Consider the following 24,292-nt stretch of genomic DNA (forward strand, 5'->3'; position numbering starts at 1 on the left):
CCTCACCCCTTGATGTACGGCACGCCGCTGGCGGCCGGCGGCCGGGCACGGCCCACCAACCCGGCGACCGCGAAGATCGTCACGACGTACGGCAGCATGGCCAGGAACTGGTTCGGCACCGTGGAGCCGAGGGCACTGAGCACGTACTGCAGATTGGTGGCAAACCCGAACAGCAGGGCGGCGAAGAATGCCCCGAGCGGATTCCAGCGGCCGAAAATAAGCGCCGCCAGGGCGATGTAGCCCTGCCCGGCCGTCATGTCCCGGCCGAAACTGGAAACAAGGACCAGGGTAAAGAAGGCGCCGCCAAAACCGGCGACGACGCCGGCCAGCAAAACGTTCATGAACCGCATCCGATTGACCTTCACGCCCAGCGTGTCGGCGGCCTTGGGGTGCTCGCCGACCGCCCGGGTCCGCAGGCCCCACTTGGTGTGGAACAGGCCCACATAGATGATGGCCAACGCGATGTACATCAGGTAGCCGACCACCGACTGCTCAAACAGAATGGGGCCGATGACCGGGATGTCGGACAGCACCGGGATGCTGATGATCGGTAGCCGCGGCGGCGAGTTCCATCTGGCCGGATCCGAGGAAAGGACGGTGGAGAACAGGAATCCGGTCAGGCCGGAGACCAGCACGTTGAGCACCACGCCGACAATCACCTGGTTGACGATGTACTTGATGCTGAACACCGCCAGCACCGCCGACACCATGACGCCGCCGATAGCGGCTGCGGCCAGGCCGACGAAGGCGTTGCCGGAGAGCGATCCGGCAACGGCAGCGGAGAAGGCACCGAAGAGCAACTGCCCCTCGATGGCGATGTTGACCACGCCGGATCGTTCGCACAGCACGCCGGAGAGGGACCCGAAGATCAGCGGCACGGCCAACGTGAAGGAACCGGCCAGCAGCCCGTAGAGCGCCACGTTCGGTGTGCGGGCGCTGCCCACCACCCAGGTCAGGAAGCCGACGATGAAGAGTATGGCAAAAACGGCCACCAGCCAGCCGGGGACCTTGCGGCCGGACCGGACCAACCGGAAAGACCAAATGGCGGCGGCCAGCATCAGGACGGCGGTGACCCAGCCGGTGACAACCGCCGAAAGGACAATATCGGGCAATACCAAGGCGTCGTTGGGAGCCGACAGCCGGAAGGTGACGGAGTTGTCCGGCGCGCCGATGGCGAAGACTAGGAGTGCCAGGACGGAGAGCACGGCCAGGATGACCGGGGTCTTCCAGTTCCGCACGATATCCGTGGGGGCCGAGCTTTGTTGCGGTTCGGTGGCAGTAGCCGTGCTCATGCTGCACCTCCGGTGGTTGCGGTCTTTCGGGGTTTCGCCGTCAACTGGCCCGGCTCAGGCAGTCGGAAGATTGTTCGGACCAGCGGCGGAGCGGCGATGAACAGGACGATCAGGGACTGGACCACCAGCACAATGTCGATCGCGGTGCCGGTGTTGGTCTGCATGGTGACGCCGCCGGCGCGGAAGGCGCCGAACAGCACACCGGCCGCAAACGTTCCCCACGGCGTCGAACGCCCCAGCAGTGCCACGGTGATCGCATCGAAGCCGAAGCTGGCCGCCACACCGGCAGTCAACACCTGTTCCGTGCCCGCGACCTGGGCTGTGCCGGCCAGTCCAGCAAGGGCGCCGGCGAGCACCATGACAATGACGTAGCCCTTGGTTACGCTGATCCCGGCCGTGCGGGCAGCATGCGGGTTGGAGCCCACGGCGCGCAACTCGAAGCCGATGGTCGAGCGGTTGAGCAGCCACCAGGCAAAGAATGTGGCGAGGATGGCGACGATGAAGCCCCAGTGCAGCCGAAAGGTGTCGCCGAAGAGCGGCGGGTACATGGCGGTCTCGTCGAGTTGGGGGCTGATCGGATTGGTGGAGCCCGGGCGCTGGAATGCCGGAATGGTCAGCAGGTACAGCACCAGGTTGATGGCCACATAGTTGAGCATGATAGAGACGATCACCTCATGGGCTCCCGTCTTGGCCTTCAACAAGCCAACGAGGCCGCCCCAGAGTGCGCCGCCCACGATGCCGGCCAGAATGACCAACAGCAAGTGCAAGCCCACGGGCAGGTGCCAGCTGAAGCCGACCCAAGCGGCCAGGGTGGCGCCGATGATGATCTGGCCCTGCGCGCCAATGTTGAACAGTCCCGCGCGGAAGGCCAGCGCTACGCCCAGGGCGGCGCAGATCAGCGGCGTGGCCACGGTCAGCGTCTGGGTCAGCGGGTAGATCATCCGGGCAAAGGTGGAGCCGTCGGAATTGAAAACCGACCCTTGGAAGAGGGCGATGTAGGCCTCCGACGCAGCCGTCCAGGCAGCGCCCAACATGTCCTGCGGCCTGGCAAAGAAGTAGCTGGAAGTCCTGGCCACTTCTTCGTTGGTTAGCGCGATCAGGATGCCGCCGGCGATCAAGGCCAGCACGACGGCGAGGACCGACACCAGGGCATTGCCCGTGACGATCCGCTGCATCACGCTCTGCTGCTCGCGCAACTCCGGATGCAGGCTCTCCCCCGTGGCCGGAACCGCAGGCGGCGGCTGAGTGCCGTCGCCGAGCTCGGCGGCCGCTACGAGCCGCTGCTCGTCGCCGTCGACCGCTGACTTGCTACCGCGTTCGTGCCGCTTTCTGGTCTGCCTGCCGGGCTCATCCGCGCTCATTCCTCGCCTCCTTCGACGTCTGTCTGCTGTGCTTCGGCCTGTGCCTGCTGTGCTTGCGCTTCTTCTGCGTTCATCCCGGCCATCATCAGGCCCAGCTCGCCGCGCGAAGTGCCCGCCGGAACGATCCCCATCAGCCGTCCCTGGTAAAGCACGGCGATTCTGTCGGCCAACTCCAGCACTTCGTCCAACTCGGTGGACACGATCAGCACCGGCGTGCCGACGTCGCGCTCGGCCACGATCCGCTTGTGCAGGAACTCGATCGAGCCCACATCGACGCCACGGGTCGGCTGCGAGGCGATGAAGAGTTTCAAGGGCCTGGACAGCTCCCGTGCCATCACCACCTTCTGCTGGTTTCCACCGGACAGCGTGCCCGCTGCGGCTTCCGCCGACTGCGTGCGGACGTCGAACTCGGCGATGTATTGTTCGGCGTTCTTGGCGATCAAGCCCGGCTTCATCGCCAGGCCGCGGGCAAAGGGCGGCCGGTCATAACGGTTGAGGATGAGGTTTTCCGCCACCGAGAAGGTGCCGACCAGGCCTTCGACGCTGCGGTCTTCCGGCACAAAGCCGACCCCGGCTCCGATGATGTCCTTGACCCGTTTCCCCACGAGCTCGCGGCCCTCAAGCCGGATGGAGCCGGACACATGGTCTTGCAGGCCCAGGATGGCCTCGGTCAGTTCGGTCTGCCCGTTGCCCTGCACGCCGGCCACCGCCATGATTTCGCCGCGGGCAATCCCAAAGCTGATGCCGTCCACCACGCGCTGGCCGGTGGGCGAAAGCACCGTGAGGTCGGAGACGGTGAACGTTTCTTCTCCCGGCTGCGCCGCTTCCTTGTTCAGCGTCAGGCTGACCGCCCGGCCCACCATCATCTCCGCCAATTCCGTGGTGGAGGCCGACGCCGGGGCGTCGCCGACCACCTTGCCGCGGCGGATCACCGTGATGATGTCGGAAACGGCTTTGACCTCGCGCAGCTTGTGCGAAATGAAGACGATCGCTTTGCCGTCGGCCTTGAGCTGGCCCATGATGCCCAGCAGTTCGTCGGTTTCCTTGGGCGTGAGGACAGCGGTCGGCTCATCCAGGATCAGCACCTCGGCGTCGCGGAGCAAGGCCTTGATGATTTCCACGCGCTGCTGCACGCCGACGGGCAGGTCCTCGATCACGGCATCCGGGTCCACCTCGAAACCGTACTGGTCCGAAATCTCCCGGATCCGGGCCCGGGTATCGTCAAGGTTCAGCATGCCGCCGGCCTTCGTGGCTTCGTTGCCCAGCGCCACGTTTTCCGCGACGGTGAACACCGGGACCAGCATGAAGTGCTGGTGCACCATGCCGATACCGGCCGCCATGGCATCGCCGGGGCCGTCGAAGGTCACCGGCTTGTCATCCACCAGGATCTGGCCCTCGGACGGCTCGTAGAGTCCATAGAGGACGTTCATCAGCGTCGATTTCCCGGCCCCGTTTTCACCGAGCAGGCTGTGCACCTGTCCCGGCTGGACCACAAGGTCAATGTGATCGTTGGCGACTAGGGAACCGAACCGTTTGGTGATTCCTTTGAGCTCGAGCTTCAAACCCCAACCCACCTGTTCTTTGTCCGTAGGTACGACGGTCCTCATCCGGCACGGTTTCGAGCGCTGGCCGCACTTAAGCTGTGCCTAGCCTAAACCGATTCGGCCGCTGACAGCACGAACCGCCGCTCTCGGCACCGATGTCCGGCGCGGAGAACGGCGGTCCGTCTCATGCTTACTGCTGCGGGCTGGCCTTCGATTCGACCTTGATATCGCCGGAGATGATCGCCTTCTTGATGGTTTCCAGTTCCGACTTGGTGTCGTCGGAAACGGCAGCGTCAAGATCGTGGAACGGGGCCAGCGCCACGCCGCCGTTTTCCAGGGTTCCGACATAGGGGGTGCTGTCGAACTTACCCTCGGTGTCGGTCTTGATGACGTCCTCGACGGCGTTGCCCATCAGCTTCATCACGGACGTGAGGATGAATTCCTCTGCCTTGCCGGCGGTCTCGTAGCCGTCCGAGTCGACCCAGACCACCTTGGCATCCTTGCCATCCGCGTTGGCCTCGATTACGGCGTCCAGGGTGCCCAGGCCTACCGGACCGGCCACCGGCATGATGATGTCGGCGCCTTCGTTGATGAAGTTCAGGGTGTTGGTCTTGCCCTTGCCCTGATCCTCGAAGTTGCCCACGAAGGTACCGTTCTGGGACTTCTTGTCCCAGCCCAGCAGTTCTACGTTGGCGTCCTTCTGCTTGTTGTAGTAGTCTACGCCGTCGGCGAACCCGTCCATGAAGATGGTGACGGTGGGGATGTTCATTCCGCCGTAGGTGGCCACCTTGCCGGTTTCGCTGGTTGCCGCCGCAGCGTAGCCCGCCAGGAAGGCCGCCTGCGCCGTGTCGTAGATGATCGGCTTAACGTTGTCGGTGAACTCCGGATCGCTGTAGTCGACGATCGCGAAATTGGTCTCGGGGTTGTCTGCCGCTGCTTCCTTGGTCACGTCGCCCAGCAGGAAACCCACCGTGAGGATCATGTTGCAGTCGGCCTGCACCATGGCGTCCACGTTCGGGCCGAAGTCGGTCTCAGCCTGGGATTCCGCCTCGCTGATCTTGATGCCCAGGTCCTGCTCGGCCATCTTCAGGCCTTCGTAGCTGGACTGGTTGAACGAACGGTCGTCGAATCCACCGGAGTCGGAGACGATGCAGCCCCGGTAGTCGGTGGCTTCCGCTGCCGGGCTGCCGCTGCCGCCCTCCTCGGCCGGCGGGGCACCGCAGGCGGTCAGGACCAGGGCGGACGCGCCGAGCACTGCGGCGGAGAGGCCGGTGCCGCGCTTAATGTTGCGCAGTGAAGTCTTCAATTATCCTCCATAAAAGAAAGTCTGCCCACGCCACAGTTCAATGGTCGCTTCACAAGAAGTGCGGCGCATGCCTTGTACTCCGCGTGGCACAGCACCTGGCCTGCAGGTGCACAGTTGATGAACCTACAGTAGTGCGCCGACGGGCCACGGGCGACGAAATAGGGATGGGCTCGCCGGGATTGTTCAAAAGTTGTTACTTTTGGGTAGCTCCCGCGGCGACGTCCCGGTGGCGCCTCGCAGCCAGGGTTGCCGCCTTCGCCATGACCCGGACGCCCACGCCAATGGCATGCTCGTCCGGAATGTAGTCGCCGCGATGCAGATCAAAGGTTTCGCCTCCGGGGGTCCGGGTCCCCAGCCGCATCATGGCGCCGGACACTTCCTGCGTCATCCAGGCGAAGTCCTCGCCGCCCATCGACTGCGGGGTCAGGGTCACCGCGTCCTCACCCAACTCGCTCCGGGCCGCGGCTTCGATCAGCGTTGTCTCCCGCTCGGTGTTGATGACCGGAGGGACGCCGCGGATGTGTTCCAGCTTCACGTCCACACCGAACGGGGCCGCCACCTGGTTCACCACCTCGTCCACCAGTTCCCCGGCGGCTTGCCATGCTTCGCCGTCCAGGCAGCGCATGGTTCCGGCCATGTAGCCAACAGCCGGAATGGCGTTGGGGGCCGCGCCGGCCTGGATCTGGCCCCAGACCAGCGAGACCGCGCTGCGAACGTCGATCCGCCGGTTGATGACGGCCGGAACGCTGACGGCAATCTCGGCCAGCGCGAACACCAGGTCCTCGGTGAGGTGGGGGCGCGAGGTATGCCCGCCTCGGCCGTTGAGCTGAATCCGAATGGTGTCGGAGGCGGAGGTGATGGCGCCAATCCGGGTGCCGACCAGTCCGACGTCGATCCGCGGGTCGCAGTGCAGCGCGAGGATGCGCGGCAGCCCGTTCAGGACGCCCTGCTCAATGACGGCCAGCGCCCCGCCGGGCATGGTTTCCTCGGCCGGCTGGAAAATCACCCGGACGCGGGCAGGCAGCTCGCCTTCCACGTCCAGTTTGCGCAGGACCAGCGCCACCCCGAGCATCACCGTGGTGTGGATATCGTGCCCGCAGGCATGGCTGATGCCGGTATTGACCGAGGCGTACTCCAGGCCGGTCTCCTCAAGGATCGGCAGCGCATCAATGTCCGCGCGCAGGCCGATGGCCAGCGGACCTTCGCCGACGTCCACAAAGAGCCCGGTGCCGTCCAACCGTTGCGGTTCCAGTCCTGCGGCAGTCAATCGCGCCGCGAGCTTCTCCGTGGTAAGGAATTCCTTGTGCGACAGCTCGGGATGCTGGTGCAGGTCCCGCCGGAAGTGCCTCAGTTCATCCAGCAGTGGCGATGCCCAGACGCCGATGTTGAGATTGGCCGTCGGAGTTTCTGAAATCTTCTGCACACTTGCACTCTAGCGACTTGCGCGCCCGCACACTGAGGGCGTGCACCGGACACTGGCGTTTCTTCGTAACTTTCGCCGGCCGCCCCGCACCCCGCTCCGCTACAGCACGTCGGTGTCGCCGCTGGCTCTGAGGTGCTCCACGGCCGACTTCACCTTCTGCGCGTGTTCCTTGGTGGTCACCAGCAGCGCATCCGGGGTATCCACCACCACGACGTCGTCGATGCCGATCAGCGCAATCACCCGCTTGGTATCGGAAACCACGACGCCGGTGGCGGACTCCGCGAAGACCCTCGCCCCATCGCCGAGCACCGTCAGCCCGGACGTTTCGCTGGCGGTGTTCAGGCGCCCGATGGCGGCGAAGTCGCCCACGTCGTCCCAGGAGAAGGATCCGGGGATCATCGCCACGTCGCCTGCGGCCGCCGCGGGTTCGGCCACCGCGTAGTCGATGGCTGTCTTGGGTAGGCCGGGCCAGACCCGGCGCATCACCGCGCCGCGCTCCGGCGTGTCCCAGGCCTCGGCGATCTCCGTCAAGCCGGCAAAGAGTTCGGGTTCATTGGTTTCCAGATGCTTGAGCAGCAGGTCCACCGGCGCCACGAACATGCCCGCGTTCCACGAGTACTCCCCGGTCGCCAGGTAGCCGCGTGCCACCTGCTCGTCGGGCTTCTCCACGAACTCGGCCACCGCATGCGCGTTAGGAGCACCAGGCACCTGCAGCGCCCCGGCGGAGCGGATATAACCGAACCCGGTGGCCGGGTGGGTCGGCGTGATCCCGATCGTGACGATGTAGCCTTCGGCCGCGGTATGCACTGCCTCGCGCACCGCCTGCTGGAAATCTTCCGCAGGGGTAATCACCTGGTCGGCGGCGAACGAGCCCATGATGATCCGCGGATCGCGGCGGTGCAGGATCGCGGCGGCCAGGCCGATGGCCGCCGCCGAGTCCTTCGGTTCCGGCTCCAGCACGAGATTGGCATCCTCGAGCTCCGGCAACTGCGCGCAGACCGCCTGACGGTGCAGCTTGCCGGTGACTACCAGCGTCCGTCCGTAACACAAAGGTTCCAGCCGTGCGTACGTGGCACGGATCAGTGTTGACCCGGAACCGGTCAGATCATGCAGGAATTTCGGGGCGGCCGCCCGCGACAGTGGCCACAGCCGCGTCCCGGTACCGCCGGCCGGGATCACCGCATAGAAACGATCCAGCACGGCATCGTCGGCCGCGGCCTGGCCTGATATTTGAGTCTTCACTCTCTCCACGGTAATCCCCCGAAATGGTGGACGCCTCCATCCCGGGGCTGATTTCGGGCGCGGTGGGCGGTGGATCGACACCGGGAAGATCGGAAATCCCCAATTAGGGCATGGTTTAGTTGCGTATACCGTCGAAATTCCGCGGATTGCCGCGGCGAGGCCGCCGTTTCCCCTTTTGCTGTTAAAAAGGTCACACCGGCTGGTTCCTAAATTGAATAAGCCCTCAGCGAAGCCTAGATTAGTGTTGAGCTACAGAGCGCTCTCGCACCGGCGTCAACTCTTGCGTGGAAGCCACGCTGCGCCTCTGCGATGCAGGGAGGGTAATTCAGTGTCGAAGACACCAGCAGGGACCTTATACCGCGGCCGTGAAGGCATGTGGTCTTGGGTAGGACACCGCATCACGGGCGTCTCCATCTTTTTCTTTCTCTTGGTACACGTACTCGACACCGCGTTGGTCCGGGTGTCGCCCGGCGCCTATGACGCTGTCATGGCCACGTACAAGAACCCGATCATGGCCGTCTTGGAAGCCGGGCTCGTGGCAGCCATCGTCTTCCATGCCTTCAACGGGCTGCGGATCATCCTTATTGACTTCTGGAAGAAGGGCCCGAAGAACCAGGCCAAGCTTCTGTGGGGCGTCGTCGGTCTCGCGGTCATCGTCATGATTCCGTTCCTCATCCGCCACCTCACGCTCGCTTTCACGTTCGCCTTCAACGGGGGTCAGTAACTCATGTCGGTCAACTCTGAAATCCAGACCCCCCGCAGCGCCCGCATTGCTCCCGAGTACACCCGCAACAAGGGGCGCAAGGGCAACTTCGAGATGTACGCCTGGCTGTTCATGCGGCTCTCCGGCCTCATCTTGGTTGTGCTCGTCTTCGGCCACTTGTTCGTCAACCTGATGCTGGGCGACGGCGTCCACGCCATTAACTTCGGCTTCGTGGCCGGCAAGTGGGCCGACCCGTTCTGGCAGGTCTGGGACCTGGCCATGCTGTGGCTGGCCATGCTGCACGGCACCAATGGCGTCCGCACCATCATTGAGGACTACGCGGAGAAGGACAGCACCCGCTTCTGGTTCAAGATGGTCCTGTACGTGGCCTCTGCCGTCATCATCGTGCTCGGCACCCTGGTGATCTTCACCTTTGATCCGTGCCCGGCCAACGCCAGCGCCGAGCTGCTGCCGTCGTTCTGCCCGGCACCGTAACCGGGCCCGCGTAGAACGCGGTCCCGCTGCCTCGCCGCGGGTTTGAAGCGGCGACAAACTTCAGTTCAACAGAAAGAGCATCCAGTATGCAGGTCCATAAGTACGACGTCGTCATTGTCGGTGCAGGTGGCGCCGGAATGCGCGCGGCCATCGAATCCGGACAGCGCGCGCACACGGCAGTACTGACCAAGCTGTACCCCACGCGTTCCCACACCGGCGCGGCCCAGGGCGGTATGTGTGCCGCACTGGCCAACGTCGAAGAGGACAACTGGGAGTGGCACACCTTTGACACCGTCAAGGGCGGCGACTATCTGGTGGACCAGGACGCCGCCGAAGTCATGGCCAAGGAAGCCATCGACGCCGTGCTGGACCTGGAAAAGATGGGCCTGCCGTTCAACCGCACCCCCGAAGGCAAGATTGATCAGCGCCGCTTCGGCGGGCATACCCGCGACCACGGCAAGGCGCCTGTGCGCCGCGCCTGCTACGCCGCGGACCGTACCGGCCACATGATCCTGCAGACCCTGTACCAAAACTGCGTCAAGCACAACGTGGAGTTCTACAACGAGTACTACGTGCTGGACCTGCTGATGGTGGAGGAAGACGCCGTCCGTGAGGACGGCACGCCGTACAAGCAGAAGCGCGCCGCCGGCGTCGTCAGCTATGACCTGGCCTCCGGCGAGATCCACGTCTTCCAGGCTAAGTCGATCGTCTTCGCCTCCGGCGGCGTGGGCAAGGTCTTCAAGACCACGTCCAACGCCCACACCCTCACCGGTGACGGCATGGGCATCGCCTTCCGCCGCGGCCTGCCGCTGGAGGACATGGAGTTCGTCCAGTTCCACCCGACCGGCCTGGCCGGCCTGGGCATCCTGCTCTCCGAGGCCGCACGCGGCGAAGGCGGGATCCTCCGCAACGCGGATGGCGAACGCTTCATGGAGCGCTACGCCCCCACCATCAAGGACCTGGCACCTCGTGACATCGTGGCCCGTTCCATGGCCCTTGAGGTCCGCGAAGGCCGCGGCTGCGGTCCGAACAAGGACTACGTGCTGCTGGACCTGACCCACCTTGAGCCGGCACACATCGACGCCAAACTGCCGGACATCACCGAGTTTGCCCGCACGTACCTCGGCGTCGAGCCCTACACCGAACCGGTGCCGGTATTCCCCACGGCGCACTACGCCATGGGCGGCATTCCGACCAATATCAAGGGCGAAGTCCTGCAGGACAACGACACCGTTGTTCCCGGCCTGTACGCCGCCGGCGAGGTTGCCTGCGTCTCCGTGCACGGCTCCAACCGCTTGGGCACCAACTCCCTGCTGGACATCAACGTCTTTGGCAAGCGCTCCGGCATCTACGCCGCCGAGTACGCCAAGACCACCGACTTCGTCGAGCTGCCGGAAAACGCGGAAGCGTACACGATCGACATGATCGAGACGGTGCGCACCGCCGACGGCACGGAGCGGGTGGCCCAGATCCGCAAGGAACTGCAGGACACCATGGACGCCAACGTGCAGGTGTTCCGCGACGAGAGGTCGCTGACCGAGGCGCTGAACGTGATTGCCTCGCTGCGCGAGCGCTACAAGAACATCAGCGTCCAGGACAAGGGCAAGCGCTTCAACCTGGACCTGCTGGAGGCCGTAGAGCTCGGCTTCCTGCTGGACATGGCCCAGGTCATGACCGTGGCAGCGCTGCACCGTAAGGAGTCCCGCGGCGGCCACTTCCGTGAGGACTTCCCGGAGCGCGACGATGAGAACTTCATGCTGCACTCGATGTCCTACCTGGATCCCGAAGCTGTCACCGATCAGACGGCCGGCATCCGCATGGATACCAAGCCCGTGGTATTCACGCGCTACGAACCGATGGTGAGGAAGTACTAATGACCACCCCGACCGAAATTCCTGAAGGACCGTCAAAGGTCGAGCTGGCTCCCGGTGTCGGCGGCGGCGGCGAAATCCCCAGTTTCGACATCACCCTGAAGGTTCGCCGCTACGATCCCGAGGTTTCCGAGGAAGCCCGCTGGGACGAATTCAAACTCACCATGTACGGCACCGACCGTGTCCTCGACGCCCTGCACAAGGTCAAGTGGGAGCATGACGGTTCCGTTTCCTTCCGCCGCTCCTGCGCGCACGGCGTCTGCGGTTCCGATGCGATGCGCATCAACGGCCGCAACCGGCTGGCCTGCAAGACCCTGCTGAAGGATCTGGATACCTCCAAGCCCATCCTGGTGGAGCCGATCAAGGGCCTGCCGGTGGAGAAGGACCTGATCGTGGACATGGAGCCGTTCTTCCAGTCCTACCGCGAGATCATGCCGTTCCTGATCAACAGCGGCCATGCGCCGACCCGCGAGCGGCTGCAGTCGCAGGAGGACCGCGAGCGGTTCGATGACACCACCAAGTGCATCCTCTGCGCAGCCTGCACCTCCTCGTGCCCGGTGTTCTGGACTGACGGCCAGTACTTCGGTCCGGCCGCCATCGTGAACGCGCACCGTTTCATCTTCGACTCGCGCGATGATGCCGGCGACATGCGCCTGGAGATCCTCAACGACAAGGAAGGCGTGTGGCGCTGCCGCACCACCTTCAACTGCACCGAGGCATGCCCCCGCGGCATCCAGGTGACCAAGGCCATCGCCGAGGTCAAGCAGGCCGTTCTGAGCCGCTCCATCTAGCCTCGTACAGCAGTCGCGGGATTCCCCGGGACTGCCGCCAGGTGGCGCCGATTCCGCCAAGGAGTCGGCGCCACCGGCGTTTAAGGCTCCGCCTAGCGCGTCCCGATGCGGTCAACGCCGCCTGGTATCGGGGGCCAAAGTCAAAGAATGGCGGCGCCGTTGTTCCGCCGGTTCCCCTTCCCGGGCTTAGGTCGGCGAAGGAGCCACGCCCGCCGCCGCAACGACCGGTTGCCCCGGCCACCCGCCAGCGCATGCCTGGCCACCGCGTCCGCCTTACCGATGGCCCCCCATGCGGTGGCGACCATGTAGAGCTGGCTGAGCAGGTAGAACCATACGAACAGGCCAAGGACGACGGCGAAAGGCGCCAGCAGCCGGTTATTGCCTACGTTGCCCAAGAGGACCGAGGAGAAGTACCTGAGCACGGTACTTCCGGCGCCGGCGATCAGGGCGCACTGAAACATGACGGTTCGCGGCATCCGGATGCCTGACGCGACGCGGAACAGGACCACTGCCACCGCCATGTCCAGCAGCAGCATGATCACGATTCCGCCAATGCGTGTCAGCGGCACTGCCGCACCGCCGTCGAATTGAAGCCAATCAACGATCAGGTCCAGGGCCGTATTGGCAACGACGGCGAGGGCCGTCGTCACGATTAAGGCCACGGCCAGGATCAGCAGCGTCCCCAAGTCCTTGAGCTTGACCAGGACGATGTTTCGCTTCAGCGGCGGCAGGTCAAAGATGCCGCGCATTCCCGTGCGCAGCCCGGCGATCCAACCCAGCGAGGTCCAGATCATCACCACCGTGGAAATGACCAAGCTGACGCCGAATGCCCTGCCCTGCGAGAACAGCTGCTGCGGTGTGACCAGGCCCCCACCGGGTTCACCGGTGGTGTTGATCAGTCCCGGCGTGGTCTCGTCCACTACCCGAATGATGGCCAGTTGCAATTCACGGTTGCCGGAGACCACTAGGCCGAAAATGGAAAACCCGGCAAGCAGCATCGCTGCCACGGAGAAGAACAAGTTGTAGGCGCAGCCGGCGGCCAACAGCGGCCCATGCCTCAGTCCGTAGAGATTGAAGACCCGCATCAGGCGCCAGGAGTTGAGCTGCGCCAGCCGGTACTGGGCGCTGGCCAGCAGGCCCTTCCACCTGCCGCCTTCGCGCTTGGCCCTGCCAGCGTCCCGCCGCAGCCTTAACGCGGCAAGGACCATTTGCTGCCGTTGCAGCGGATCCGGCCTGCCCTCAGCCTTCTCCTCCGGTTTCGGCGCCAAAGGTCAACTCTTCCCGTAGTTTCCACACACCCGTCGCATCGTGCTCGTAGAGGCCCATGCTACTGACGAGGAAGGCGGCGTCATAGCCGGCGAGCTTGCTCTCGGCCGAATCCATGCTGGCTTCGCTGACATCGTGGGCCACCGTTACATGCGGGTGGAAGTCGAATTCGAGATCGTGTTCCAGCGGACCCGACTGCAGCTTCCGGTGCAGCTCAACGCAATCGTCGAATCCGTCCCGGACGCCCAGGTAGACCACGGGCGAGACCGGACGGAAGCTGCCCGTTCCGCACATGGCCAGCGTGAACGGAGCCTGCTTGCGGGCAACCGAGCGGACGTGGTCGGTGGCTTCGTCCCAGTCATGCACCGGGGTGGTGGTGACTAGCGTGATGTGCGGCGGTATCACCGCGGCCAGGGGGTCCCCGAAAGACGCGCGCCAGTCGCGCAGCTCGCTGGCCATGGGCTCGGGGATCCCGATGACCACTCCGACGCTTCCGACCGCAGGCCGGGCACCCGGGTCAGAACCGCCGTCGTGCTCCACGCGGGCGATGCTGTCCTGGTCCTGCTGGCTCATGGTCAGCGTCCGCCTCCGGCGGGCAGGAAACCTACTTTGCTGTACACATCAGCGAGTGTAGCCGATGCGATTGAACGGGCTTTCTGGGCCCCGCGGGCCAGCAGCCGGTCAAGTTCGGCCGGGTCGTCCAGCAGTTCCTGGGCCCGGGCCTGCACCGGAGCCAGCGTCTCGACGACGACTTCGGCCAGATCCACTTTCAGGTGCCCGTACATCTTGCCCTGGTACTCCTGCTCCAGCTGGGCGATGCTCTTGCCGGAGAGCGTGGAGTAGATGGTGAGCAGGTTGGAGATGCCCGGCTTGGCCTCGCGGTCGAAGCGGATCTCGGTGCCGTCGTCGGTAACTGCCGACTTGATCTTCTTGGCAGCCTGCTTGGGGTTGTCCAGGATGTTGATCAAGCCGGCGGGCGATTCCGCCGACTTGGACATCTTCGCGGTGGGGTGCTGCAGATCGTAGATCTTCGCCCCCTCCTTGGGGATGACGGCTTCCGGCACCACGAACGTCTCACCGAAACGGTGGTTGAACCGCTGGGCCAGGTTCCGCGCCAGTTCCAGGTGCTGGCGCTGGTCCTCCCCCACCGGAACCCCGTACGGGCGGTAAAGCAGGATGTCCGCTGCCATCAGCACCGGGTAGGCGAACAGGCCCACGGTGGCGGCGTCGGTGCCGCTCTTCTGGGTCTTGTCCTTGAACTGGGTCATCCGGGACGCTTCGCCGAAACCGGTCACACAGTTGAGCACCCAGGCCAGCTCGGCATGCTCGGGCACATGCGACTGGACGAACAGCGCGGTGCGCTCAATGTCGATGCCGCCGGCAATGTACTGCGCGCAGGTGACCCGGGTGCGCTGGGCCAGGTCCTTCGGGTCGTAGTCCACGGTGATGGCGTGAAGGTCCGGGATGAAGAAGAAGGTTTCGTACTCGTCTTGCAGCCTCACCCAGTTGACCAGCGCACCCAGGTAGTTGCCCAGATGCAGCGAGTCGGCCGACGGCTGCATGCCGGAGAGCAACCGGGGGCGCGCAGCCTGCGGCGGCACCGCCTGCCCGTTGTCCGCCATGGCGGTATGGGTCGGTTCTGTGGTTCCTGTGCTCATGGGGATGCTTTCTAGAACTGGTAGTCAACGACCAGGGGGGCATGGTCGCTGAAGCGGGCGTCGTAGGTGGCGGCACGGTCGACCACGGCCGCGGTTGCCAGGTTGGCCAGCGAGGGGGTGGCTACCTGGTAGTCGATCCGCCAGCCTGAATCGTTGTCGAAGGCCTGGCCGCGCCAGGACCACCAGGTGTAGGGACCGCTGACGTCGCCGGCCAGCGAGCGGTGCACGTCGCGCCAGCCGATCTCGTCACCGAAGAACCGGTCGAAGTAGGCCCGTTCCTCGGGCAGGAATCCGGCCCGCTTGACGTTGCCCTTCCAGTTCTTGATGTCCAGTTCGGTGTGGCCCACGTTCAGGTCGCCGACCACCAGGGCGTAGTCCCGCTCGGCCTTCAGCTGCGGCAGCCGGTGGGTCATGGTGTCCAGGAAGCGGTACTTGTCCACCTGCTTGGGGGTGTCCACCTCGCCCGAATGGACGTAGGCGCTGACCACGGTCAGGGTCTTGTCGCCGTCGATGCCCTCGACGGCGAAGTCGGCCTCCACCCAGCGGCCGGAGGACAGGAAGTATTCGTCGCCAATATGGCTGCGGGTAGCCGTCGGCGCAACACGGGAGGCAATGGCGACCCCGGCCCGGCCCTTGGCCTCCGCTTCGGCGTGCAGGATGTGCCAGTCGCTGCCCAGCAACTCATGCACGACGGCGTCGGGCGCCCGCACTTCCTGCAGGCACAGGATGTCCACGTCCCGGGCGGCCAGCCAATCGGCCATGCCGCGCTTGTAGGCGGCGCGGATGCCGTTGACGTTGACGCTGGCGATCCGCAGCGTCTTGCCTGCTTGAATCAGTCCGGCTGCTGCGTCGCGAGAGGTGGTCGATGCGGTGGAAACGGTTGCCAAAGTCACCCGACTACCTTACCCAACCCTTCCGTTCAGCTGACAACCGTGCCGCTGACCGTTCCGCCGTCCTCTTCCTTGTGGATCATGCCTCTGCCGTTGTGGGCGGTGATCTCCACCGTTTCCAGCGCCCGATCCACCATGCCTTCATCCTTGCCGCGGTAGTCGCGGATCACCTTGGCCTGGACCTGGATGATCTTGAAGCTGTGGTCCAGCTTTTCGTCCCGCACGGCGTTGGCGCGCGAGACTTGTTCATCGATGACGGCGGTGCCGCCGCCGGGAGCAGGGTTAGTGCGCCCGGCGTAGTCGGCCTGCACGCTGGCCAGCTTCTCTTTGGCCTTGCGGGTGGCCCCGCGGACGCTGAAGACCACAAACGCGGCCAGGACCAGCCAGGCCAGCGAGACCGCGACGACGATCCAGCCGATGACGTCGTTTTCGTTGGCGGCGAAGATGACTGCCACCAGGAAGACCAGCACCAGCACGGCCAGGCTGATGTTGCCGGCTTTGAGCGGCATCTGCCGGGCTGCGGACGAAACGGAAGAAGACTCGGGGCCAAGAGATCGCATGGGCCTATTCTCTCAAATCCGCGCGCCCGCGTGCGCCGACTCCGCCCACAGCGTGACGCGCCGGACGCCACGGGCCGATCGGGTGCCCGCTCCCGCCTCCATCTCAGTTCAGGAAGAGCTTGCGCAGCCGGCCGGTACTCAGGATCAGCCCCAGCACGATCATGACCAGGAAGTACAGCAGATGGACCAGGATGGCGCCGGTGAAGATGCCGGCACTGAGCTGGCGCAGCATTTCCACTCCGTGCCAGAGGGGCAGGGTCTGGATCAGCCACTGGATCGGTTCGGGGTAGACGCTGAGCGGATAGAACGTCGCGGAGAACAGGAACATCGGCAGCATGATGAAGTTGATCCAGTCCATTTGCTGGAAGGTCTTCATATAGCTGGTGATCGCCATGCCGAAGGACGCGAAGCCGAAAGCCACCACCACGGCGGCGGGAATCATCAACAGCGCCCACGGGGAGGTGATCAGGCCCATCGCACCCATCACCGCGGTGAACCCCGTGGCGTAGAGCGCACCGCGCAACAGTGCCAGCAGGATCTCGCCCAGCGCCACGTCCAGCGGCCCCAGCGACGTGTACAACATCCCCTCGTAGAGCTTGGCGAAATGCAGCTTGAAGAAGACGTTCCAGGTGGAGTCGTACACGGCACCGTTCATCGCAGAGACGGCCAGCAGCGCCGGGGCGATGTAGTTCGCGTAGCCAATTTCCGCCCCGCCGGGGCCGGTGACGGTGCCGATCAGCGAGCCCAGGCCAATACCCATGGCCACCAGATAGAGGACCGGCTCCACGAATCCGCTGACCATGATCGCCCAGTTGGTGCCCCAGGTAGCCTTCACACCACGGGAGAAGACCGCGCGGACATTGCCGGCGTAGAGCGAACCGAGCGGGCGGCGGGACGGTTCCAGCCGCAACTGCTGGGAAACAATGTGCTGGCTCATTTTCCCAGCCTCCTGATGTAGACGCGGCGCGCGAAGATCCAGCCCACCACGCAGAGGACCGCCAGGTAGGCCACGTGCAGAACCGTCAGCCAGACGGGTTCCGCGTAGCCGTAGCTGAGCACCCGGCCCAGCTCGGTGGAATGCCACAACGGGGAAATCCAGCCGATCCAGCGGACCAGCAGCGGCATAGCATCCAGCGGGAAGAAGGTGCCGGAGAACAGGAACAGCGGCATCACAATGAACCGCTGCACCAGGGCGAACTGGCCGCGATCCTCTTCGATGCTGGCCGAGTAAGCCATCAGCGGCAGCCCGAAGGACATCCCGGCCAGCGCCGCGGTAAAGATCATCACCCAGCCGGTCGGTTCAACCACCGCACCAAACAGGACCAGGCACAGAAAGTAGAGCCCGGTGGTCAGCAGCAACCGGGCCAGCACACCCATGGAGTGCCCGTTGACCAGTTGCTGGCTCTGCAGCGGAGAGGCGTTCGGACCGTAGTAGGTCTTGCGCCATTTGAAACCGGAGATGACCGAGTAGGTGTTCTCTTCGCTGGCCACCATGATCGCGGCGGTGGCGAGCAGCGCCGGGGCCACGAACACCAGGTACGGCACGGCCTGGCCATTGCCGGCGTCCAGCGACACGTTGGTGTTGGCGTCCACGAGCGTAGCCAGCCCCACGCCCATCGCGAAGAGGTACACCAACGGCGTGCCGACGGCCGTCATCAGCACCGTCCAGCCGTAACCGCGCAACTGCCGCAGCCAATGCTCCATGTAGTAGAAGGAGCCGAAGTTGCGGGCTCGTTCGGCCGACTGCAGCGGTGAAAGCGGCGAGCGCAGACCGGTCACGGGCCGGGTGAGCGCGTCGACCTCGCGCAGGGTCAGCTGCGCCGGGACACAGGCTTCCACCGAACCGGCGGCGGCAGCTGCATCAGGTTCGGGCGCCGGGGTTTTGCCGGCAGCAGCAGACTCAGCCGAGGCTCGCGAGGCGGCTTCCGCCTCCTGCCCGCCGGGCACCTGCGAAGGCTGTTGCTCAGTCAATGAGGCTCCTGCCGGTCAGCCGGAGGAAAACATCCTCCAGGCTGGAGCGCCGCACCAGCGAGGTGATGGGACGAAGCCCGCGGTTCGACACCTGCTCAAGTGCCGCCTCGCCGTCGTCGGCATAGATGAGGATCCGGTCGGGCAGCGTTTCAAGCCGCTCCCCGATGCCTCCCAGCTCCGGCGCCACGGTGGTATTCCGCTCGGAACCGAACCGAAGTTCCAGCACCTCCCGGGTGGAATGCTCGCGGATCAGCGCCGACGGTGAACCTTCCGCCATGATCTTGCCTTTGTCGACCACGATCAGACGGTCGCACAGCTGTTCCGCCTCATCCATATAGTGAGTGGTCAGGATCAGGGTGACACCGGCTTCCTTGAGCCGGAAGAGCCGGTCCCAGAGGATGTGGCGGGCCTGCGGATCGAGCCCGGTGGTGGGCTCGTCGAGCAGCAGCACCTTCGGATCGTTCATCAGTGAACGGGCAATGGTCAGGCGCCGCTTCATGCCGCCGGAGAGGGCGTCCACCTTCGCCTTGGCTTTGTCCGTCAGCTGCGCGAATTCCAGCAGCTCGTCGGCCTTGGGCCGCAGGTAGGAATACGGCAGCCCGAAGTAACGGCCGTAGACAATCAGGTTGTCGCGGACCTTCAGTTCCTCATCCAGGTTGTCCTGCTGCGGCACCACGCCCAGGTGCGCCCGCACTTCCGGTCCGTGCTGGTCCGGGTCGAGGCCCATGATGCTCAGCTCGCCGGAGGTCCGCTGCGAGACGCCGCCAATCATCCGCATAGTGGTGGACTTGCCTGCACCATTCGGACCGAGCAGCCCGAAGGACTCCCCCGGCTGGACGTCGAAAGAGATTCCGTCGACGGCGTTGAAATCGCCGTAGGTCTTCACCACATTTCGGGCGGTAATAACGGCGGCGGGCGCCTGCTGCGGCAGCCGATGTGAAAGAGATGTTTGAGGCACTGCTATAGCCTAGATCACATCACTGATTGAGGAAAGTCAATCGGGTCATGGCTGCTCAGCTCCACAGGGCCACGTGCACTTTGGAGCCGCGCCGGGCCAGGCCCCGGGGCCCTCCCGGCGCCACCATGGCCGCGGTGGCCTGGGCCGTGCCGGCAATACGCTGCAGCGTCCGGGCAGCGGCCGTGGCCCGGCCATGGTCCAAGGTGCTGGCCCACCACAGTCCGGGCAACGGGGTGCCGGCTGCGGGCAGCCGTGCCAGCAAGCCGTCGACCAACTCCGACCGGACGATGTGTTCGAGCGCCAGCATGATGCCCTCGCCGGACCGGACGGCGGCCAGGGCGCTGGTCTCGCTGGACATTTCGATGGTCTCCGGCGGGCCGGGCAGGGGTCCCAGCCAGCGTTGCAGATCCAGTCCATCCAGTCCGGCCGGGCCGGTGAACCAGCGATGGTCCGGCAGCTGCCCGGCCAGGGCCGCTCCCTCCAGCCGGGCCAACGGGTGCCCGGGCGAGGCCACCAGCACGCGCTGGTAGCGCAGGAACGGGACCGCCTCCAGCGCAGGGTGCTGCGGCGGCTGCGGCCGGGATCCCAGGGCTATGTCGTAGGCGTGGTTGGCCAGCAGGGCCGCCATGTCCGCGGCCGGTTCCACCACCACGTCCACGGTGGCCCCGGGCACCCGCCTGGTGTAGTAATCCACCAGCCGGCCGGCGGCGTGTTCGGCAAAATCCGCGGTGGCCAGCACCCGCAAGCTGCCGGACGCGGCCTCGGCCTGGGCCACCTCGCGGCGCACGTGATCGGCCAGCCCCACGATTTCCTGGGCATGGGCCGCCAGCGCGCGGCCACCCGGAGTCAGGGCAATGCCGCCGCCGGCCCGGACGAACAGCGGATCGCCCAGATCCTGGCGCAGCGCGGCCAATGCGGCTGAGACCGCCGGCTCGCTGACCGCCAACTCCGCCGCAGCGGCCCGCAGCGAACCCAGACGTGCCACCAAGGCAAAGGCCTTGAGCTGGTTCAAAGTCATGGACATCGCAGGTCATAACCTTTCGCTTATGAGGATCTTGACACCCCTTGGGGCAAGGAGCAACATGTGCCTCATGGGGGGCCCTCAACGGTGAGGGTGACGTGTCTTTGAGGGGTAGACCATGCAGATTCCTGCTCCATTCGACTATGTGCGCGCCAGCGACGTGGACAACGCGCTGGCCCTGCTCGAACGCCACGGGCCGGAGTCCCGGCTGGTGGCCGGCGGGCACAGCCTGCTGCCGATGATGAAACTCCGGCTGGCGCGGCCGGAGTGGCTGATCGACATCAATGGCCTGGCCGAACTCGACTTCATGGTGCGCGAAGGGAACGTGTTCAGGATCGGCGCGCTGACCCGCCACACCACGCTCCTTGAGTCGCCCGAGGTCGCACGGTTGTTCCCGATCGTGACCGATGCCGAGCAAGTGATTGCCGATCCGGTGGTGCGGAACCGCGGCACGATCGGCGGCTCGCTCTGTCAGGCGGACCCGGCCGAAGATCTCTCCACCGTCTGCGATGTGCTCCGCGCCGAGGCCGTGATCCGAGGTCCGGCCGGCGAGCGCGTCGTCGCCATGGATGAGTTCCACCGCGGCCCGTACGAGACCGCCGTCGGGCAGAACGAACTGATGTCCGAGCTCCGTTTCCCCATCCGCCCCAGATCAAGCAGCGCCTACGAAAAGGTGGAGCGCCGGGTGGGCGACTGGGCTGTCGCGGCCGCCGGGGCGGCTGTCTCGCTGGCAGCCGACGGCACCATCGAAGAGTCATCGGTGGGGCTCACCGCGGTGGGGCTGGACGGCACGGTTGCCGGGATCGGCGACCTGTTGGGCGGCCGGCGGCCGGACGAAGACCTCTTCGCCGAGGCGGGCCGGATTGCCGCCGCCGCGTGCGAGCCGGTCGCCGACCAGCGCGGCGGCATCGACTACAAACGGCATCTGGCCGACGAACTGACCCGCCGGGTACTGCGCCGCGCCTGCGCACGCGCCTCGGAAGAACAGGAAGGCTGAACCATGCAGATCAGCATGAGCGTCAACGGCAATGAAGTGACCCGCGACATCGAACCGCGCGTGCTGCTGGTCCATTTCATCCGCGAAGAACTGGGCCTGACCGGAACCCATTGGGGCTGCGACACCAGCAACTGCGGCACCTGCGTGGTGCTGATGGACGGGCAGCCGGTGAAGTCCTGCACCGTGCTGGCGGCGATGGCGGACGGGCACGAGATCCGTACCGTCGAAGGACTGGCCAGCAACGGCGCGCTGGATCCTGTCCAGCAAGGCTTCATGGAGGAGCACGGGCTGCAGTGCGGTTTCTGCACCCCCGGAATGATGCTCACCGCCCGGGCCCTGCTGGATAAGAACCCGCATCCGGACGACGGCGAGATCCGGCAGGCGATCTCCGGCCAGATCTGCCGCTGCACCGGCTACGCCACCATTGTCCGCTCGGTCCAATGGGCGGCGAACCACCCCGTCAGCAGCGCTGCTACGGGGGACGCCGCCGATCCAAGTGAAGCTGAAGAGGTGACGGCATGACCACCACCCAGGAGCGTCCGGCGTCGGGACCGGGAGAAGGCGCCCGTCCGGGCAATCCGGCCGCGGGAGACAAGGACCGGCCGATCGGTTACGGCCGGATCCAGCGCAAGGAAGACCCGCGGTTCATCCGCGGCAAGGGTCGCTACGTTGACGACATTGTGCTGCCGGGCATGCTGCACGGCGCCATCCTGCGTGCCCCCGTGGCGCACGCCAGACTGGTCTCGATCGACACGTCCGAGGCGCTGGCACACCCGAAGGTCAAGGCAGTCATCACCGGCAAGGACTTGGAAGGATTGAACCTTGCCTGGGCGCCAACGCTGTCCGCGGACGTGCAGGCCGTGCTGGTGACGGACAAGGTCCGGTTCCAAGGCCAGGAAGTCGCGTTCGTCGTAGCGGAGGACCGCTACGCCGCCCGCGACGCGCTGGAACTGATCGATGTGGAATACGACATCCTGCCGCCGGTCATCGACGCGCGGAAGGCGCTCGATGCCGATGCTCCCGTTATCCGCGACGATCTGGCGGGTCGCACCGACAACCGCATTTTCGATTGGGAGATTGGCGACGCGGACGAGACCGAGGCAGTGTTCGCGGCGGCCGACGTCGTCGTCGCCCAGGACATGGTCTACCCGAGGGTTCATCCGGCCCCGATGGAAACCTGCGGGGCGGTGGCGGATTTCGATCCGATCGACGGTGGCCTGACCCTGTACGAGACGACGCAGGCGCCCCATGCCCACCGCACCCTGTATGCAATGGTGGCCGGCATTCCCGAGCACAAGATCCGTGTGGTGTCTCCGGACATCGGCGGCGGCTTCGGGAACAAGGTGGGCATCTACCCGGGCTACGTCCTGGCCGTCGTCGGGTCCATCGTCACCGGCAAACCGGTCAAGTGGGTGGAGGACCGTTCGGAGAACCTGATGTCCACCTCCTTCGCGCGGGATTACCTGATGCGTGGGGAAATCGCCGCCACCAAGGACGGCAAGATCCTGGCGGTGCGGACCAATGTGCTGGCCGACCACGGCGCGTTCAACGCCACCGCCCAGCCCACCAAGAACCCGGCCGGCTTCTTCAGCATCTTCACCGGCAGCTATGACCTGCAGGCGGCGTACTGCAAGGTCACCGGTGTGTACACCAACAAGGCGCCAGGCGGCGTCGCCTACGCGTGTTCCTTCCGGGTCACCGAGGCCGTGTATTTGGTGGAACGCATGGTGGACGTGCTGGCGCGCAAACTGGAGATGGATCCCGCCGAATTGCGGCTGAAGAACTTCATCCGGCCCGAGCAGTTCCCTTACGCGAACAAGACCGGTTGGGAGTACGACTCGGGAAATTACGAACCGGCCATGCGGCTGTCCATGAAGATGGCCGGCTACGAGGAGTTGCGCCGCGAGCAGGCCGAGAAGCGCGAGCGCGGCGAGCTGATGGGCATCGGGGTCTCCTTCTTCACCGAGACCGTCGGTGCCGGCCCGCGCAAACACTTCGACATCGTGGGCCTGGGCATGGCCGACGGCGCCGAACTGCGGGTCCACCCGACCGGCAAGGCGGTGGTCCGGCTCTCGGTGCAATCGCAGGGGCAAGGCCACGAGACCACCTTCGCGCAGATCGTGGCCGAGGAACTGGGCATCCCGCCGGAAGACATCGATGTGGTGCACGGCGACACCGACCAGACGCCGTTTGGCCTGGGCACCTACGGCAGCCGCTCCACGCCTGTGAGCGGCGGCGCGGTGGCCCTGGTGGCCCGCAAAGTCCGGGACAAGGCGAAGTTCATCGCGGCCGCGATGCTCGAAACCCGTCCCGAGGACCTGGAATGGGAGAAAGGCCGCTGGTTCGTGAAGGGCGACCCCGGCGCGGGCAAGACGATGGCGGAGATCGCCCTCGGCGCCCACGGCACCGTCGCGTTGCCCGACGGAATCGATGGCAACCTCGACGCCGAGGTCACCTACGACCCGCCCAATCTGACGTTCCCGTTCGGCGCCTACATCTGTGTGGTCGACGTCGATCCCGGCACCGGCCGCGTGAAAGTCCGCCGCTTCATCGCGGTGGACGACTGCGGCACCAGGATCAATCCGATGATCATCGAGGGCCAGGTCCACGGCGGCCTGACCGACGGCGTCGGGATGGCGCTGATGGAGATCATCGAATTCGACGAGGACGGCAACTGCCTGGGCGGGTCCTTCATGGACTACCTGATCCCGACGGCGATGGAGGTTCCGGATTGGGAGACCGGTTTCACGGTCACGCCGTCGCCGCATCATCCGATCGGTGCGAAGGGCATCGGCGAATCCGCCACGGTTGGGTCTCCGCCGGCCATCGTCAATGCCGTCGTCGACGCGCTGGCGCCGTTTGGGATCACGCATATGGACATGCCGTGCACCCCCGCCCGCGTCTGGGAGGCCATGCAGGGCCGGCCGAGGCCACCGGTGTGAC

At 65.4% G+C, this 24,292-nt stretch carries 22 protein-coding genes; 7 read left to right on the plus strand and 15 right to left on the minus strand.

Features of this window, described 5'->3' with window-relative positions; genetic code table 11:
* Positions 1-2 precede the first annotated feature (2 nt).
* From MNQ99_RS14045 to MNQ99_RS14070, 6 genes are all read right to left on the minus strand, one after another.
* Positions 3-1,292, minus strand: coding sequence for an ABC transporter permease (locus MNQ99_RS14045; RefSeq protein ID WP_127511987.1), 1,290 nt, complete (start codon positions 1,290-1,292; stop codon positions 3-5).
* Positions 1,289-2,653: an ABC transporter permease gene (locus MNQ99_RS14050; protein WP_422387464.1), complete on the minus strand. Its 1,365-nt coding sequence runs from the start codon at positions 2,651-2,653 to the stop codon at positions 1,289-1,291. The genes MNQ99_RS14045 and MNQ99_RS14050 overlap by 4 nt, the downstream gene beginning before the upstream one ends.
* Positions 2,650-4,215 carry an ABC transporter ATP-binding protein gene (locus MNQ99_RS14055; protein ID WP_338423130.1) on the minus strand — a complete coding sequence of 522 codons (1,566 nt, stop codon included), beginning with the start codon at positions 4,213-4,215 and terminating at the stop codon, positions 2,650-2,652. Before MNQ99_RS14055 ends, MNQ99_RS14050 begins: the two co-directional genes overlap by 4 nt.
* Before the next feature lie 172 nt (positions 4,216-4,387).
* A complete protein-coding gene (locus MNQ99_RS14060) occupies positions 4,388-5,503 on the minus strand; it encodes a BMP family lipoprotein (RefSeq protein ID WP_164745382.1) in 1,116 nt (371 codons plus the stop codon).
* Between the two features lie 193 nt (positions 5,504-5,696).
* On the minus strand, positions 5,697-6,926 hold the full coding sequence (locus MNQ99_RS14065; protein WP_127511989.1) for an amidohydrolase: 1,230 nt from the start codon (positions 6,924-6,926) through the stop codon (positions 5,697-5,699).
* Positions 6,927-7,025: 99 nt separating this feature from the next.
* Entirely contained in the window at positions 7,026-8,168 is a 1,143-nt protein-coding gene (locus MNQ99_RS14070; protein ID WP_241913350.1) for a mannose-1-phosphate guanylyltransferase, read from the minus strand.
* Positions 8,169-8,496: 328 nt separating this feature from the next.
* Between MNQ99_RS14070 and sdhC the strand changes: the two genes are divergently transcribed.
* The 4 genes from sdhC to MNQ99_RS14090 all read left to right on the plus strand — a co-directional run bounded on the left by sdhC (position 8,497) and on the right by MNQ99_RS14090 (position 12,028).
* Positions 8,497-8,892, plus strand: coding sequence for a succinate dehydrogenase, cytochrome b556 subunit (gene sdhC / locus MNQ99_RS14075; RefSeq protein ID WP_127511990.1), 396 nt, complete (start codon positions 8,497-8,499; stop codon positions 8,890-8,892).
* Between the two features lie 3 nt (positions 8,893-8,895).
* Positions 8,896-9,366, plus strand: a complete 471-nt coding sequence (locus MNQ99_RS14080; RefSeq protein WP_127511991.1) for a succinate dehydrogenase hydrophobic membrane anchor subunit — start codon at positions 8,896-8,898, stop codon at positions 9,364-9,366.
* An 86-nt stretch (positions 9,367-9,452) separates the two neighbouring features.
* Positions 9,453-11,240 (plus strand): succinate dehydrogenase flavoprotein subunit, encoded by a 1,788-nt coding sequence (sdhA, locus tag MNQ99_RS14085; RefSeq protein WP_241913351.1) that lies wholly within the window; start codon positions 9,453-9,455, stop codon positions 11,238-11,240.
* On the plus strand, positions 11,240-12,028 hold the full coding sequence (locus tag MNQ99_RS14090; RefSeq protein ID WP_127511993.1) for a succinate dehydrogenase iron-sulfur subunit: 789 nt from the start codon (positions 11,240-11,242) through the stop codon (positions 12,026-12,028). The genes sdhA and MNQ99_RS14090 overlap by 1 nt, the downstream gene beginning before the upstream one ends.
* Positions 12,029-12,168: 140 nt before the next feature.
* On the opposite strand, the gene MNQ99_RS14095 is transcribed toward MNQ99_RS14090, so the two are convergent.
* The 9 genes from MNQ99_RS14095 to MNQ99_RS14135 all read right to left on the minus strand — a co-directional run bounded on the left by MNQ99_RS14095 (position 12,169) and on the right by MNQ99_RS14135 (position 20,355).
* Complete coding sequence (locus MNQ99_RS14095) at positions 12,169-13,296, minus strand: YihY/virulence factor BrkB family protein (protein WP_241913352.1); 1,128 nt, start codon at positions 13,294-13,296, stop codon at positions 12,169-12,171.
* The gene (locus MNQ99_RS14100; protein WP_241913353.1) at positions 13,268-13,867 is read right to left on the minus strand and encodes a 2'-5' RNA ligase family protein; all 600 of its coding nucleotides are present in this window, start codon (positions 13,865-13,867) and stop codon (positions 13,268-13,270) included. Before MNQ99_RS14100 ends, MNQ99_RS14095 begins: the two co-directional genes overlap by 29 nt.
* Before the next feature lie 2 nt (positions 13,868-13,869).
* Positions 13,870-14,952, minus strand: a complete 1,083-nt coding sequence (gene trpS, locus MNQ99_RS14105; protein WP_127511996.1) for a tryptophan--tRNA ligase — start codon at positions 14,950-14,952, stop codon at positions 13,870-13,872.
* Positions 14,953-14,963: 11 nt separating this feature from the next.
* A complete protein-coding gene (locus tag MNQ99_RS14110) occupies positions 14,964-15,788 on the minus strand; it encodes an exodeoxyribonuclease III (protein WP_241915384.1) in 825 nt (274 codons plus the stop codon).
* A gap of 83 nt (positions 15,789-15,871) precedes the next feature.
* Positions 15,872-16,402 carry a hypothetical protein gene (locus MNQ99_RS14115; protein WP_127511997.1) on the minus strand — a complete coding sequence of 177 codons (531 nt, stop codon included), beginning with the start codon at positions 16,400-16,402 and terminating at the stop codon, positions 15,872-15,874.
* Positions 16,403-16,505: 103 nt separating this feature from the next.
* Positions 16,506-17,339, minus strand: a complete 834-nt coding sequence (locus tag MNQ99_RS14120; protein WP_241913354.1) for an ABC transporter permease — start codon at positions 17,337-17,339, stop codon at positions 16,506-16,508.
* Positions 17,336-18,217 carry an ABC transporter permease gene (locus tag MNQ99_RS14125; protein ID WP_422387539.1) on the minus strand — a complete coding sequence of 294 codons (882 nt, stop codon included), beginning with the start codon at positions 18,215-18,217 and terminating at the stop codon, positions 17,336-17,338. The genes MNQ99_RS14120 and MNQ99_RS14125 overlap by 4 nt, the downstream gene beginning before the upstream one ends.
* A 148-nt stretch (positions 18,218-18,365) precedes the next feature.
* Positions 18,366-19,331, minus strand: a complete 966-nt coding sequence (locus MNQ99_RS14130; RefSeq protein ID WP_241913355.1) for an ABC transporter ATP-binding protein — start codon at positions 19,329-19,331, stop codon at positions 18,366-18,368.
* Between the two features lie 55 nt (positions 19,332-19,386).
* Positions 19,387-20,355 (minus strand): LysR family transcriptional regulator, encoded by a 969-nt coding sequence (locus MNQ99_RS14135; protein WP_241913356.1) that lies wholly within the window; start codon positions 20,353-20,355, stop codon positions 19,387-19,389.
* A gap of 115 nt (positions 20,356-20,470) precedes the next feature.
* On the opposite strand from MNQ99_RS14135, the gene MNQ99_RS14140 reads away from it, so the two are divergent.
* The 3 genes from MNQ99_RS14140 to MNQ99_RS14150 are packed head-to-tail and all read left to right on the plus strand — an operon-like array spanning position 20,471 to position 24,291.
* Positions 20,471-21,349, plus strand: a complete 879-nt coding sequence (locus MNQ99_RS14140) for an FAD binding domain-containing protein (protein WP_127512001.1) — start codon at positions 20,471-20,473, stop codon at positions 21,347-21,349.
* Between the two features lie 3 nt (positions 21,350-21,352).
* Positions 21,353-21,871 carry a (2Fe-2S)-binding protein gene (locus MNQ99_RS14145; RefSeq protein WP_241913357.1) on the plus strand — a complete coding sequence of 173 codons (519 nt, stop codon included), beginning with the start codon at positions 21,353-21,355 and terminating at the stop codon, positions 21,869-21,871.
* Positions 21,868-24,291 carry an aerobic carbon-monoxide dehydrogenase large subunit gene (locus MNQ99_RS14150; protein ID WP_241913358.1) on the plus strand — a complete coding sequence of 808 codons (2,424 nt, stop codon included), beginning with the start codon at positions 21,868-21,870 and terminating at the stop codon, positions 24,289-24,291. Before MNQ99_RS14145 ends, MNQ99_RS14150 begins: the two co-directional genes overlap by 4 nt.
* Position 24,292: the final 1 nt, after the last annotated feature.

This window comes from Arthrobacter sulfonylureivorans, from assembly GCF_022637435.1.
In the GTDB taxonomy this organism is placed as follows: domain Bacteria; phylum Actinomycetota; class Actinomycetes; order Actinomycetales; family Micrococcaceae; genus Crystallibacter; species Crystallibacter sulfonylureivorans.

What these genes read in the sequence shown, in the direction of transcription:
- MNQ99_RS14120 (WP_241913354.1), bottom strand. Translation starts at nt 17,339, where the DNA reads ATGAGCCAGCACATTGTTTCCCAGCAGTTGCGGCTGGAACCGTCCCGC.
- MNQ99_RS14100 (WP_241913353.1), bottom strand. Translation starts at nt 13,867, where the DNA reads ATGAGCCAGCAGGACCAGGACAGCATCGCCCGCGTGGAGCACGACGGC.
- MNQ99_RS14145 (WP_241913357.1), top strand. Translation starts at nt 21,353, where the DNA reads ATGCAGATCAGCATGAGCGTCAACGGCAATGAAGTGACCCGCGACATC.
- sdhA (WP_241913351.1), top strand. Translation starts at nt 9,453, where the DNA reads ATGCAGGTCCATAAGTACGACGTCGTCATTGTCGGTGCAGGTGGCGCC.
- MNQ99_RS14080 (WP_127511991.1), top strand. Translation starts at nt 8,896, where the DNA reads ATGTCGGTCAACTCTGAAATCCAGACCCCCCGCAGCGCCCGCATTGCT.
- MNQ99_RS14150 (WP_241913358.1), top strand. Translation starts at nt 21,868, where the DNA reads ATGACCACCACCCAGGAGCGTCCGGCGTCGGGACCGGGAGAAGGCGCC.
- MNQ99_RS14045 (WP_127511987.1), bottom strand. Translation starts at nt 1,292, where the DNA reads ATGAGCACGGCTACTGCCACCGAACCGCAACAAAGCTCGGCCCCCACG.
- MNQ99_RS14090 (WP_127511993.1), top strand. Translation starts at nt 11,240, where the DNA reads ATGACCACCCCGACCGAAATTCCTGAAGGACCGTCAAAGGTCGAGCTG.
- MNQ99_RS14140 (WP_127512001.1), top strand. Translation starts at nt 20,471, where the DNA reads ATGCAGATTCCTGCTCCATTCGACTATGTGCGCGCCAGCGACGTGGAC.
- trpS (WP_127511996.1), bottom strand. Translation starts at nt 14,952, where the DNA reads ATGAGCACAGGAACCACAGAACCGACCCATACCGCCATGGCGGACAAC.
- MNQ99_RS14135 (WP_241913356.1), bottom strand. Translation starts at nt 20,355, where the DNA reads ATGTCCATGACTTTGAACCAGCTCAAGGCCTTTGCCTTGGTGGCACGT.
- MNQ99_RS14050 (WP_422387464.1), bottom strand. Translation starts at nt 2,653, where the DNA reads ATGAGCGCGGATGAGCCCGGCAGGCAGACCAGAAAGCGGCACGAACGC.
- MNQ99_RS14115 (WP_127511997.1), bottom strand. Translation starts at nt 16,402, where the DNA reads ATGCGATCTCTTGGCCCCGAGTCTTCTTCCGTTTCGTCCGCAGCCCGG.